10 protein-coding genes are annotated in these 12,646 nt (G+C 74.0%); 2 read left to right on the forward strand and 8 right to left on the reverse strand.

The annotated features are described in order from the left end of the window. Positions 1-454: 454 nt before the first annotated feature. The 8 genes from ACVWNX_RS08465 to ACVWNX_RS08500 form a co-directional block, all read right to left on the reverse strand. Complete coding sequence (locus ACVWNX_RS08465; RefSeq protein WP_454413265.1) at positions 455-1,870, reverse strand: hypothetical protein; 1,416 nt, start codon at positions 1,868-1,870, stop codon at positions 455-457. A gap of 68 nt (positions 1,871-1,938) precedes the next feature. Next, complete coding sequence (cimA, locus tag ACVWNX_RS08470; protein ID WP_454413266.1) at positions 1,939-3,540, reverse strand: citramalate synthase; 1,602 nt, start codon at positions 3,538-3,540, stop codon at positions 1,939-1,941. A 487-nt stretch (positions 3,541-4,027) separates the two neighbouring features. Further along, complete coding sequence (locus ACVWNX_RS08475) at positions 4,028-5,254, reverse strand: TolB-like translocation protein (protein WP_454413267.1); 1,227 nt, start codon at positions 5,252-5,254, stop codon at positions 4,028-4,030. 441 nt (positions 5,255-5,695) lie between these two features. Next, on the reverse strand, positions 5,696-6,781 hold the full coding sequence (locus ACVWNX_RS08480; protein WP_454413268.1) for a branched-chain amino acid aminotransferase: 1,086 nt from the start codon (positions 6,779-6,781) through the stop codon (positions 5,696-5,698). A 444-nt stretch (positions 6,782-7,225) separates the two neighbouring features. Next, on the reverse strand, positions 7,226-8,266 hold the full coding sequence (locus ACVWNX_RS08485) for a 3-isopropylmalate dehydrogenase (protein WP_454413269.1): 1,041 nt from the start codon (positions 8,264-8,266) through the stop codon (positions 7,226-7,228). Positions 8,267-8,349: 83 nt separating this feature from the next. Beyond that, on the reverse strand, positions 8,350-8,484 hold the full coding sequence (locus ACVWNX_RS08490; protein ID WP_454413270.1) for a hypothetical protein: 135 nt from the start codon (positions 8,482-8,484) through the stop codon (positions 8,350-8,352). 573 nt (positions 8,485-9,057) lie between these two features. Then, positions 9,058-10,044, reverse strand: a complete 987-nt coding sequence (locus ACVWNX_RS08495) for an IS481 family transposase (protein ID WP_454414678.1) — start codon at positions 10,042-10,044, stop codon at positions 9,058-9,060. A gap of 100 nt (positions 10,045-10,144) precedes the next feature. Further along, positions 10,145-10,738: a GNAT family N-acetyltransferase gene (locus ACVWNX_RS08500; protein ID WP_454413271.1), complete on the reverse strand. Its 594-nt coding sequence runs from the start codon at positions 10,736-10,738 to the stop codon at positions 10,145-10,147. Between the two features lie 276 nt (positions 10,739-11,014). On the opposite strand from ACVWNX_RS08500, the gene ACVWNX_RS08505 reads away from it, so the two are divergent. Beyond that, positions 11,015-12,022 carry a metalloregulator ArsR/SmtB family transcription factor gene (locus ACVWNX_RS08505; RefSeq protein WP_454413272.1) on the forward strand — a complete coding sequence of 336 codons (1,008 nt, stop codon included), beginning with the start codon at positions 11,015-11,017 and terminating at the stop codon, positions 12,020-12,022. After that, the gene (locus ACVWNX_RS08510) at positions 12,019-12,624 is read left to right on the forward strand and encodes a dihydrofolate reductase family protein (RefSeq protein WP_454413273.1); all 606 of its coding nucleotides are present in this window, start codon (positions 12,019-12,021) and stop codon (positions 12,622-12,624) included. The genes ACVWNX_RS08505 and ACVWNX_RS08510 overlap by 4 nt, the downstream gene beginning before the upstream one ends. Positions 12,625-12,646: the final 22 nt, after the last annotated feature.

Consider the following 12,646-nt stretch of genomic DNA (forward strand, 5'->3'; position numbering starts at 1 on the left):
CCCGGACCGTCACGGCGGTCCAGCCGCCCGGACCGCCACACCACACGGTGCCACCCGCACACCCGGCACCACCTGGTGCCACCTGGCACCACACCCGCACCACCCGGTGCCGCCCGGCCCGTCGGAGCGCCGTCTCCGGCCCCGAGCCCGCACCACCCGCACCCGGACCCCGAGGGTCCCCTCCGAGCGCGCCCGCCTTCCGCTTCCCCCGAGCGAGAGGGCGGGCGCTCGCGCGTTCACCACGGGGCACACGGAACGCGTTCACCACCCTGGACGGGACGCGTCTCCCCCGCTGCGGACGGGAGACGGACCAGCGGAGGAGGCGACCGGACGGACCGGCGGAGGGAGCGGGCGGACGGACCCAGCGGGCGAGAGGTACTGATCCCGGGGGGCGAGGGGGACGGATCTGGGGGGGGCGGGGGGACGGATCTGGGGGGGGCAGGGGGCAGGCGGGTCAGAACCCGCCGCCCCCGCCGAAGTCCCCTCCCCCGCCACCGAAGTCACCGCCGCCGAAGCCGCCGGAGTCCCCGCCGGACCCGCCGAAGTCACCGGGGTCGAACTCCGCGCCGGAGACGTCCCCGCCCTGGTACCCGGCGTCCGGGCCGAAGTCCCCGTACCCCGAGCCGTAGTCCGCGGCGTACGAGGGGCTGGCCATCAGACCGCCGAGGGCCGTGCCGACCAGCAGACCGGGCAGCAGCGCACCGCCGAAGTAGCCGCCCGCCCAGGGCCCGTACGCGGGGCCCGCGTCGTAGTAGGGGCGCCGCCCGCCCACCGTGTCCACCTCGCGGACCAGGGGTTCCTCGCCGTCCCGCAGCCGGGCCGCGTCCGCCGCGCACACCGGCACCTCGCGCTCGGCGCCGGACGGCGGCGCCCACCGGACGTTCCCGGTGGACGGACCGTGCCGGGGGTCGAAGAAGCAGGGGGCGCGGCGCTCGGGGAGCGGCCGTCCCTCGCGGCGGGCGGCCAGCGACGCCAGCGCGAAGCGCCCGTCCGCCAGCGCCTCGGTGACCGGCCGCACGTCCTCGGGGCCACGGGCCGCCGCCATCAGCGACTTGGCCCGGTCGTAGGAGTCGAGGGCGGCCTCGTAGTCGGCGCGCCGCGCGTCGTCGGCACCCGGTTCGGCGGGGTGGAAGTCGAGCCGTTCGAGTTCCTCGCCGAAGGCGGTGACGTCCTCGTCCACCACCACCCGCAGCCGGTCGAGCGCGGCCCGCCGGGCCTCCTCGTGCCGGCGCCGCTTGCGGCGGGCGGCCGCGTACAGACCGCCGCCGAGGAGGACGACGACCGCGCCGACCATGACCAGGACGGCGACCGCCGTCGCACCGTCGTCGGCGGCGGCGGTGTTCCAGGAGGCGGGCGCCCCGCCCCGGACCGAGGGCAGGGCCCGGTCCACGAAGTCGTCGAGCTGGGCGGCCGCCCCGCTCTCGCCCTCGACGCTGCGGACCAGGTTGCCGACCGCCGTCCGGGACATCACGGCGGTGTCGGCGTGGGCGTCGAACCGGTCGCCGAGCCGGACCGCGTACAGCCCGGTGATCCCGGTCGCGGTGCGCAGATCGGTGAAGAGGCTCCCGGTGGGATGGTCCGCCGGGAGCACCGCGACGAACACCGGCTTGCCCGCGTCCTCGATCTTCCGGGCGAGGGCGTCGGCGTCGGCGCGGGAGAGCTGGCCGGAGGCCGCCGGGTCCACGTAGACGGGCCCCTCGCGCAGGGCGGCGGCGACCTCGTCGATCGCCGTCACCGCGGCGGGGGCCGCCACGGGTGGCGGGGCGGCCACGGCCCCGGCCGTGGTGGTGACCGAGGCCGCCACCACGGCGGTGAGCAGGGCGAGCGCGGAACCCAGCGCCCGGAGTCCTCGGAACCGCACGGTGTCCATGTCCTCGACGCTACCCCCATCGGGGGCCGGTGACTCCGTCGACGGCGGCCCCGGCGGCCGGTCGCGCGCTACTCCGTGGGCTCCACGCCCGCGCGCAGCAGCCCGTAGGTGTAGGCGTCCTCCAGCGCCTGCCAGGAGGCGGCGATCACGTTGTCGGCGACGCCGACCGTCGACCACTCGGCGGAGCCGTCGCTGGTGGAGATCAGGACCCGGGTGGTCGACTGGGTGCCGTGGCGGCCCTCCAGGATGCGGACCTTGTAGTCGACCAGTTCGAAGGAGGCCAGCTCGGGGTGGAGCCGCTCCAGGGCCAGCCGCAGCGCCCGGTCCAGGGCGTTCACCGGACCGTTGCCCTCGGCGGTGGAGACGATCCGCTCGCCCTTGGCCCAGAGTTTCACGGTGGCCTCGTTGGCGTGGCTGCCGTCGGGGCGGTCCTCGGTGATCGCGCGCCAGGACTCGGTGCGGAAGTAGCGGCGGGCCCGGCCCTCCGCCTCCTCGCGCAGCAGCAGCTCGAACGAGGCGTCGGCCGCCTCGTAGGTGTAGCCCCGCAGCTCGCGTTCCTTGACCCGGTCGACGACCCGGCCGATCAGCTCGCGGTCCCCGCCGAGGTCGACGCCGAGCTCCTTGCCCTTCAGCTCGATCGAGGCGCGGCCCGCCATGTCGGAGACGAGCATCCGGATGCGGTTGCCGACCAGCTCGGGATCGATGTGCTGGTACAGGTCGGGGTCGACCTTGATCGCGGAGGCGTGCAGTCCGGCCTTGTGGGCGAAGGCGGAGACCCCCACGTACGGCTGATGGGTGGAGGGCGTCAGATTGACGACCTCGGCGATGGCGTGCGAGACCCGGGTCATCTCGCGCAGCCGTCCCTCGGGGAGCACCCGGCGGCCGTACTTCAGCTCCAGGGCGGCGACCACCGGGAAGAGGTTGGCGTTGCCGACCCGCTCGCCGTAGCCGTTGGCGGTGCACTGGACGTGGGTGGCGCCCGCGTCGACGGCCGCCAGGGTGTTGGCGACCGCGCAGCCGGTGTCGTCCTGGGCGTGGATGCCGAGGCGGGCCCCGGTGTCGGCGAGGACGGTGGAGACCACCGCGTTGATCTGCGCGGGGAGCATGCCGCCGTTGGTGTCGCAGAGGACGACGACGTCGGCCCCGGCCTCGCTCGCCGTGCGGACGACGGCCTTGGCGTACTCGGGGTTGGCCCGGTAGCCGTCGAAGAAGTGCTCGCAGTCGAGGAACACCCGGCGGCCCTGTTCCCGCAGGTGGGAGACGGTGTCCCGGATCATCTCCAGGTTCTCGTCCAGCGTGGTACGCAGGGCCAGCTCCACGTGCCGGTCATGGGACTTGGCGACCAGGGTGATCACCGGGGCGCCGGACTCCAGCAGGGCGCGGACCTGCGGGTCCTCGGACGCCTTGCCGCCCGCGCGACGGGTGGCGCCGAAGGCGACGAGCTGCGCGGTGCGGAAGTCGATCTCCTTCTGCGCCCGGGCGAAGAACTCGGTGTCCCGGGGGTTGGCGCCCGGCCAGCCGCCCTCGATGAATCCCACGCCGAAGTCGTCGAGGTGCCGGGCGATGGCCAGCTTGTCCGACACCGTGAGGTTGATGCCCTCGCGCTGCGCTCCGTCGCGCAGGGTGGTGTCGAAGACGTGGAAACTGTCGTCTGTGGCCTGACTGCTCATGCGGGGTGACTCCTGTCGGGTGCGTGGCTCCGGAAGTACTGGCTCCACTTGCCCCCATCCTCGCGTGCCGTCCGCCTCCGGTGGGGTTGGGGTCCGGGAAACGAAAAAACCCCTCGCGGGTGCGAGAGGTCTGCGCGCGGGTCTGGGGCACGGGGCCGCTGAACACCGGATGGTGTCGGGTCAGCGGTCCTGCGGACCGGCGCGCCTGTTGCCGATAATCATGGCGAACGAAAGCACGCGGGCAGTGTGCCACAGTTCCCGACGGGACGAGGGCACGGTCTCACTGGCTGGACGTCGCCCCCTCACTCACCGGCCGGACGGCACCCCACCCGCCCCCGCGCCTGGTGCGCCCCGCCGCTTCGCCCCTCGCCCCGGCGCGCCCCGCCCGCTTCCCCCGCGCCCGTACCGCCCGCACCGCCGGATCACCGCACCACCGTGCCACCGCGCCGCCGGACCGCCGCGTCACCTCACCGTCGGGCCATCGGGCTCACCGGACGGCGCGGAAGACGTCCGTCGTGCCGTTGGTGTCGCCGGGCACCTCGTCGGGCGACCAGCTCTCGTACGCGAGGGTCCGCCCGTCGGCGGAGAGCGCGGGACCGGAAGCGGCGCCCGCGCTGACCGGTACGGACCTCCCGGACCGCAGGTCGGTGCGCCACACCCGGGCGGGCGCGGCCGGGTCGGCGAGCGGGGTGACGACGTGTGCCACCGTCGCCCCGTCGCCGCTGAGCGCGGGTTCCGTCCCGGCGTGGTCGGGACCGGGGCCGCGCACCAGCCGGGTGCGGTCCGCCGCCAGGTCCCGGACGAAGACGTCGGCCGAACCGTTGACGTCGCCCCGGACCAGGTTGGACGCGTACGACTGGAAGGCGACCCTGGTGCCGTCCGCGCTGATCGAGGGCACGGTGGACGCGCCGTCCGCCGTCCCGCCGCGCGCCGCCGAGGCGAGTTCCAGCGCGCCGGTCGTCAGGTCCCGGACGAGGACCTCACCGGCGGGCGCCGGACCGCCGGGGTACGGCACGGCGGACTGGTACGCGATCCGGTTCCCGTCGGCGCTGACGGCGGGCGCGCCCGCGGCCCGGGTCGTGGACGGCTCGCTGACGGGTTCGAGCCTCCCGTTCCTGACCCCGTAGCGGTACACCCGCTGGACGGTCCGGCCGTCGGCGGCGGACGAGGTGGCGGTGAAGGCGAGCCAGCGGCAGTCGGCGCTCAGCGCGGGGGCGCCCATCGAGGTCAGCGGCGTCCCCCGGTGGACGCGCGGCAGGCTCAGGGTCCGGCCCGCCCGGACGTCCCGCAGATGCACCAGGGCGGCGGTGTCGGCGCGCGGGACGCGGGTCAGGTCGGTCGCCTCGGAGACGAACGCGACGAGCCGTCCGCCCCGGCAGACGGACGGGTCGTAGGAGCGGCCGTCCCCGGTGGCGGTGCCCCCGGCGTTGACGCTGACGGCCCGGGTGCCCAGGTACACGTCGGAGTGCCCGTTGGTGTCGACGGGCCGCACCGGGGCGTCCGAGGTATACGCGACGGCCCCGGTGGCGGTGACGGAGGGCCCGAAGGACGCCTCGGTGAGCTGGCTGCCGTCGGCGCCGAGGCTGACCCGTTCGACGCCCGGCGCACCCGGACCCGTCGCATGGGCGGCAGGCACCGTCAGGGCGAGGACGGCGGCGGTGGCCACCGTCGCCCACAGCGGCTCACGGACCGCGGTCCGGACGACGAGCTTCACGCTTCCCCCTCGCGCACGCCTCGGCCGGGATCGGCGGACCCAGGCCACGAAAAGATCCAACCCTTCACCCCGAACCGGGTCAACCACCGAACCAGCCACCAAGGCAAGGAAGTTACCCGCCCCGAAGCCCCCACCAGCCACGCGGGGCGACCACCCCCGGAGCCCCCGCCAGGGGCACGGGCAACCACCCCCGGAGCCCCCGTCAGGGGCGCGGGGAACTGCGCGAGCAACCGTCCACGCCCCGCACCCGGAAACCGGAGAAGCGGGAGCGAACCGACCGGACCCAACGGCCATCGGCCGGAACCCGGCCAGGCCGGAGGCCCCTTCAGGGGCGCGGGGAACTGCGCGAGCGACCCCCCACGCCCCGCACCCGGAAACCGAAGAGGCGGGAGCGAACCGACCGGACCGAGCCGTACCGCCCAGGTACGGCGACCCGCGCCGTCAGCCCAGCTCGTGCATCCACCCGTAGGGATCGTCGGCGGCCCCGGACTGAAGGGCGAGCAGAGCGCCCCGCAGCCGCATGGTGACCTCACCGGGCTCCCCGCCGCCCTGGGTCCACTCGCCGGACCGGGACTTGACCGTCCCCACCGGGGTGATGACGGCGGCGGTGCCGCAGGCGAAGACCTCGGTCAGCGCACCGCTCGCGGCGTCCCGCCGCCAGTCCTCGGTGGAGATCCGGCCCTCCTCGGCGGTGTAGCCGAGGTCCCGCGCGATGGTGAGCAGCGAGTCCCGGGTGATGCCGGGCAGCAGCGAGCCGGTCAGTTCGGGGGTGACGATGCGGTCCCCGTACACGAAGTACAGGTTCATCCCGCCCATCTCCTCGATCCAGCGGTGCTCGACGGCGTCGAGCCAGACGACCTGGTCGCAGCCCTCGGCGGCGGCCTCCTTCTGCGCGACGAGGGACGCCGCGTAGTTGCCGCCGGTCTTGGCCGCGCCGGTGCCGCCCTTGACCGCGCGGACGTAGTCCTCGGACAGCCACACCGAGACGGGCTTGACCCCGCCGGGGAAGTAGGCGCCCGCGGGCGAGGCGATGACGAGGAACAGGTACTCGTCGGCGGGCCGCACCCCCAGCCCGGCCTCCGTCGCGAACATGAAGGGCCGCAGGTAGAGGGACTGCTCGCCGTGCGCGGGCACCCACTCCTTGTCCTGGGTGACGAGGGCGTCGCAGGCGGCGACGAAGAGGTCGGTGGGCAGTTCGGGCATGGCGAGGCGGCGGGCGGACGCCTGGAACCGCTCGGCGTTGGCCCCGGGCCGGAAGGTGGCGACCGAGCCGTCGGGCCGCCGGTACGCCTTGAGGCCCTCGAAGATGGTCTGCGCGTAGTGCAGGGTCATGTTCGCCGGGTCGATGGAGAGCGGGGCGTACGGCACCAGCTCGGCGTCGTGCCAGCCCCGGCCCTCGGTCCACTTGACGGTCACCATGTGGTCGGTGAAGTGACGGCCGAAGCCGGGGTTGCGCAGGATCTCCTCGCGCCGCTCCGCCGACAGCGGGTGCGCGGAGGGCTTCAGCTCGATCGTGGGCGTCGTCATGACTGGTTGTCCTTCACCGTTGGTTGTCGGGGGCCGGGTCCCGTCCGTCCGCACGTCCACGGCGCCGCGTGACGATACTAGGACGTCCGAGCTTCACCGTGTACGGGTGGGTACGCGATGGATGCGCGACCCCTGGCTTCGAGTATCGCGCGGGGGCGGCGGAGAACGGGAACCGGCGGAGCGGAACGGGCCGCCGGACGGGCCGCGGGGGTGTGGGCGGTCCGGTGCGGGGCGGGGTGCCCCCGGAGCCCGATGGTGACACCGGTTCCGGGGGCCGCACCAGGGTCCGGTGACGGCACCGGGGTGCAGGGGCCGTGCCGGGGCCGCGATGACGACTCCGGTACGGCACACGAGAAGCCGCCGGGGGCCTCGGGCTCCGGCGGCTTCTCGTTCCGGGGCGACCCCGGGGGTCCGGGCTCGGCCCGGGACGTGTGGCGCGCCGGGTCAGCCGGCTACGCGGGCGGCGAGCGCGTCGCCGATCTGGTCGGTGGTGCGCGGGGTGCCGTCGCGCTCGGCGAGGTCGGCGGAGACGGCGTCCTCGATCCGGGCGGCCTCGGACTCGTGGCCGAGGTGGCGCAGCAGCAGGGCGACCGAGAGGATCGTCGCGGTCGGGTCGGCCTTGCCCTGGCCCGCGATGTCGGGCGCGGAGCCGTGCACCGGCTCGAACATCGACGGGAAGGCGCCCGTCGGGTTGATGTTGCCGGAGGCGGCCAGGCCGATTCCGCCGGTCACGGCGGCGGCGAGGTCGGTGAGGATGTCACCGAAGAGGTTGTCGGTGACGATCACGTCGAAGCGCTCGGGCTGGGTGACGAAGAAGATCGTCGCGGCGTCGACGTGCAGGTAGTCGGTGGTGACGTCCGGGTACTCGGCGGCGATCCGGTCGAAGGTGTTCTTCCACAGGTGCCCGGCGTACACGAGGACGTTGTTCTTGTGGACCAGGGTCAGCTTCTTGCGGGGACGGGCGTTGGCGCGCTCGAAGGCGTCCCGGACGACCCGCTCGACACCGTAGGCGGTGTTGAGGCTGACCTCGGTGGCGACCTCGGCGGGCGTCCCGGTGCGCAGGGAGCCGCCGTTGCCGGTGTAGGGGCCCTCGGTGCCCTCGCGGACGACCACGAAGTCGATCTCGGGGCTTCCGGCGAGGGGGGTCGCGGTGTTGGGGAAGAGCTTCGAGGGCCGCAGGTTGATGAAGTGGTCGAAGGCGAAGCGCAGCTTCAGGAGCAGTCCGCGCTCCAGCACTCCGGAGGGCACCGAGGGGTCGCCGATCGCGCCGAGCAGGATGGCGTCGTGCCCCTTGAGGGCCGCCAGTTCGGCGTCGGGAAGGGTCTCCCCGGTGCGGTGCCAACGCTGGGCGCCGAGGTCGTACTCCTTGGTCTCCAGCTTCACGTCCTCGGGGAGGACGGCGTTGAGGACCTTGAGCCCCTGGGCTACGACCTCCTGGCCGATGCCGTCACCGGGGATCACTGCGAGATTGATGCTGCGAGACATGGCCGCACCCTACTCCGCGTCCCAGGGGATGACACCAAGGGTCCAACATGTGGACATCCCAGGTGGGGCGGCCCCGCAGGGGGTCACGAGGGTCGGTGACCGGTGGAGCCACCGTTGTCGCGGCGGTCGAGGGAGCGCTGGAGGGCGGCGGCGGCGTTCTTGCGCTCGGCGTCGTTCGAGCGGACGTGGCGGACTCGGCGGATGGTGGTCTCGGCCATGACGGACTGCTCCTTGACGTGCGGAGGGTGCGGTGCGGGGACCGTCGGGGCGACCGGTCCCGGGAACGACCGGGGACCGGAGGCCGACGGACGCCGACGGGAACGCCGGAGGGGCGGGGAGCGGGGCCACAGGGGTCGCCTGCTCGGGCACCGGCTCGCATCCGCGTTCGCTCGGTCGAGCGAGACGTTCGGCTCCCTACAAAGCTAAGGGAGGACCGCTGATCTGTCTCTACAAATAGTCGGACTTCCTACTATCTGAGACGGTGGGCACGTACGCGCAGGTCAGGAGCGGTAAGGAAAAGGCGGACGGCGCGGCCGGAGGGCGGGACGGGGCAGTGCGGCACGGGCCCCCCGGGCCGCACCGGGCCCGGGACGGGACGGAGGCCTGCGGGGGCCCGGCTGGGCGGACCGCCCCGGGAGCGCCCCAGGGCAGAGGGCGGAGTGACGGGCCGGCGGGGCGACGGACGACGGGCGGCCGACCGGCAGGCCGACGGGGCAACGGAGCGACGGGCAACGGACGGCAGGCCGATGGGCCGAGAGTCGACCGCGTGACGAGCCTTGCCGGACGACGGCCTAGATGTATTGACCCGGAGTGTTGTTGACGCGGCTGATGGGCGGGTGTCCGTCGAGTGCGGTGTGGCAGCGGTGGTGGTTGTAGGTGTGGAGGAAGTCTGCCAGGGCTGCTGTCCGCTCGGTGTTCGAGGTGTAGGGCCGCTGGTAGGCCCACTCCTCGAGGAGGGTGCGGTTGAAGCGTTCGACCTTGCCGTTGGTCTGCGGCCGGTAGGGCCGGATCTTCTTGTGGGCGATACCGGCCGCGGGGGTGAGGGTCTGGGTGAACAGCTTGGCTTTGTAGCAGGAGCCGTTGTCGGTCAGGACGCGTTCGACGGTGATGCCGTGGGCGGCGAAGAACGCGTTCGCCCGCTGCCAGAAGCCGATCGCGGTGTGCCTGCGTTCGTCGGTGAGGACTTCGCTGTAGGCCAGGCGGGAGTGGTCGTCGACGGCGGAGTGGATGTAGCTGTAGCCGATCACTGGCGTGCTGCTTCTGCGCTGGCCGGTGGTGGCCTGGCGGTTGCGGTCTCCGGCCGTGCGGCCCACGATGCGCCAGCCGCCGCCGTCGGGAATGTTGCCGAGTTTTTTGATGTCGACGTGGACCAGTTCGCCGGGCCGGTCGCGTTCGTAGCGGCGGATCGGTTCGCCGGTGGGCCGGTCGAGCCAGGCCAGCCGGTTCAGGCCGTGGCGGGCCAGGATCCGGTGGATCGTGGAGGCGGGCAGGCCCAGGATCGGGCCGATCCGGGCCGGGCCGAGTTTGCGGCTGGTCCGCAACTGGCAGACACGTGCCTCGACCGTGGCGGACGTGCGGTGCGGGGTGGTGCGGGGTCGGCTGGAACGGTCGTGCAGGCCCGCCTCTCCTTCGAACCGCCAGCGGCGGAGCCATTTGTGGGCGGTGGGACGCGATATGCCCATCTCCGCGGCCACATGCGCGACAGGGCGGCCGGCGAGGACACGTTCGACCAGGATCCGTCTGCCGTGAACGGTCAGCCGGGCATTACGGTGGGACACGAAGACCTCCGTGTGGTGAAGCCTAGACACCTCCACCACACCGGAGGTCTTCGCCATGATCAAGACCAACCAGCGTTAACAACGCTCGTGATCAATACACCTAGAGGACGTCCCCGTCCCGCCAGTCGAACAGCAGCGGGAGCGCGGGGTCCAGTTCCCCGAGACCCCCGTCCCGGCGCGGCGACCACACGTACATGGTGCCCTCCTCCTCGGGCAGCCGCCGCTCACCGTCCGGACCGAGGACCCCCAGCGGGCCGGGCCACACCCGCCAGCCGCGCCCCGAGTACAGGGCGGCGCCCGCGTCGCTCGCGGACAGGGCGCCGTACGCGTAGGACCGCGCGACGACCTCCTCCAGCGCCGCCATGAGCCGCCCGCCGAGCCCCCGGCGGCGCGCGTCGGCCCGGACGGCGACCCCCTCCACGTACCCGAAGCGCAGCGAGCGCCCCGCGTGCAGCACCCGGCGCTGGACCACGGAACCGTGCGCGACGATCCCGTGCGCGTCGGTGGCCAGCGCGTGCAGACCGCCGAGCGTGTGCTCCCAGTCCTCGTCGGCGAAGTCCCCGTCGAAGGCCGTGTCGAGGAAGGCCCTCAGACCGCGCAACTCCTCCTCGGTGAGCTGCGCGGTGTGGGCGAGTCCCGGCACGGGGAAGGCGGAGGGGGCGGCCTGACGGGCGGTGGGGAGGATGCTCGACATCGGGTCAGTATCGGCCGCAGGGGACGGGGCGCGCACCCGGATAACCCCCGCGCCACCCACGCCCGCACCCGCCCCGACACCGGCCTCGGTACCGGCCCCACCGCCACCCGGCCGGACCGGACCCCCGGCGCCCCGGCACCGACCCTGAACCCTGGGCCCCGGGCCCGCCCCCAGCCGCGACGGCGACGGAGGCCGCACCACCGCGCCGCGCCCCGCCGTCACACCCCCCCATATATTCCTTGACACGAATATTCGTCGTGGCGAATACTCGTTCTCATGGACGCACTCCTCGCCGCCCTGGCCGACCCGGCTCGCTGGCGGCTCGTGACGCTGCTGGCCGAGCGGCCCCGCCCGGTCGGCGTACTCGCCCGGCTGGCCGGGGCCCGGCAGCCGCAGACGACCAAGCACCTCCAGACCCTGGAGCGCGCCGGTGTCGTCACCTCCGAACGCAGCGGGCAGCGCCGCGTCTACGCGCTGGTGTCGGCTCCCCTGCGGGAGCTGGCGGCGGCGCTCGGGGGCCTCGCGGACACCGTGGACCGCTCGGGCGGGTCGCACGCGACCTTCGACCGCTACGGGCTGGGGCTGCGGACGGAGCGGGCCGCCGCCCTGGAGGCGGGGTGGGCCGACGGCCGCGTCTTCGCCTTCTCCCGGTCGCTGGCGGCGGACCCCGCCCGGGTCTGGCGCCAACTGACCGAGACCGCTCTGCTCGCCGCCTGGTGGACCCCCGACGACCTGCGCGTCTCCGAGCTGGCCTTCGAGGCCCGGCCGGGCGGACGGATCGTCCAGGAGTACCGCGACGTGGAGGACGTCGACGGGCACGACCGGGTGGTCGGACGGGCGGAGGGGACCGTCGAGGAGGCGCGCCCCGGCGAACGCCTCGGCTACCGGCTCTCCCCGCTGCTGGCGGACGGCACCCCCGCCTTCACCGCCCACGTCACCTTCGACCTCCGACCGCACGGCACCGCCGCCGACGACGGCACCGGAAGTGGAGGGGGCACCCCGGCCGGGCCCGTGACGGACCTGGTCGTCGACTTCCGCGTCACCGACTCCACGGTGGAGTCCGCCGACTTCGTCGCGGGCGTCGAGATCGGTTTCGGGCAGAGCCTCGACCGGTTGGTGGCGGTCCTGGCCGACGGAATCCACCACGGCACCGAAGCCGCCGAAGACGCCGACGGAACCGGAGCCGGAACCCACCACGGCGCTCAGAACGCCACCCGCCCCACCCTTACCGCCGAAGGGACCCCGGGCACCGGGCGTTCCGCCGACCCGAGGAGCACGGGATGACCAGCACCACCACCGCCGGACGCCGGGTGACGGCGAACCTGGGTCTCAGCCTCGACGGGCGGTACCACGGCCCCGAAGGGCCCGACGACTTCGGCGCGTTCGCCCCGTACGTGACCACCGAGGTCGCGCGGAACCACCTCACCCGGATCTGGGAGGGCGCCACGACCGCGCTGCTCGGCCGGGTCAACGCCGAGGGGTTCCTGACGTACTGGCCCACGGTCGCCGTGGACGAGGAGGCCGATCCCCGCGACCGGGCCTACGCGCGGTGGCTGGTCGGCACGGAGAAGGTGGTCCTCTCGACCACCCTGACCGAGGCTCCCTGGGAACGCGCCCGGGTGGTGGACGCCCCCGCCGCCGAGGTCGTCGCGGACCTCCGGACCGCCGGCGGGGGCGACATCCTCGTCAACAGCAGCCCCAGCGTCATCCGGCCGCTGCTCGCGGCGGACCTGGTCGACCGGCTGTACCTGATGGTCTTCCCCGAGATCACCGGCGGCGGGCGGCGGCTGTTCGAGGACGGACTGCCGTCCACCCGGTGGCGGCTCGCGCACCAGGAGACCGGTGCACTGGGCGAGATAGCCCTGGTCTACGACCGCGTCCGCTGAGCCCTCGGTCCGGGCCCGCTCA

It is taken from the genome of Streptomyces sp. JNUCC 64 (genome assembly GCF_054484115.1).

Coding starts and splice junctions, on each gene's coding strand:
- ACVWNX_RS08465 (WP_454413265.1), bottom strand. CDS start 1,870: ATGGACACCGTGCGGTTCCGAGGACTCCGGGCGCTGGGTTCCGCGCTC.
- ACVWNX_RS08510 (WP_454413273.1), top strand. CDS start 12,019: ATGACCAGCACCACCACCGCCGGACGCCGGGTGACGGCGAACCTGGGT.
- ACVWNX_RS08490 (WP_454413270.1), bottom strand. CDS start 8,484: ATGGCCGAGACCACCATCCGCCGAGTCCGCCACGTCCGCTCGAACGAC.
- ACVWNX_RS08500 (WP_454413271.1), bottom strand. CDS start 10,738: ATGTCGAGCATCCTCCCCACCGCCCGTCAGGCCGCCCCCTCCGCCTTC.
- cimA (WP_454413266.1), bottom strand. CDS start 3,540: ATGAGCAGTCAGGCCACAGACGACAGTTTCCACGTCTTCGACACCACC.
- ACVWNX_RS08480 (WP_454413268.1), bottom strand. CDS start 6,781: ATGACGACGCCCACGATCGAGCTGAAGCCCTCCGCGCACCCGCTGTCG.
- ACVWNX_RS08485 (WP_454413269.1), bottom strand. CDS start 8,266: ATGTCTCGCAGCATCAATCTCGCAGTGATCCCCGGTGACGGCATCGGC.
- ACVWNX_RS08505 (WP_454413272.1), top strand. CDS start 11,015: ATGGACGCACTCCTCGCCGCCCTGGCCGACCCGGCTCGCTGGCGGCTC.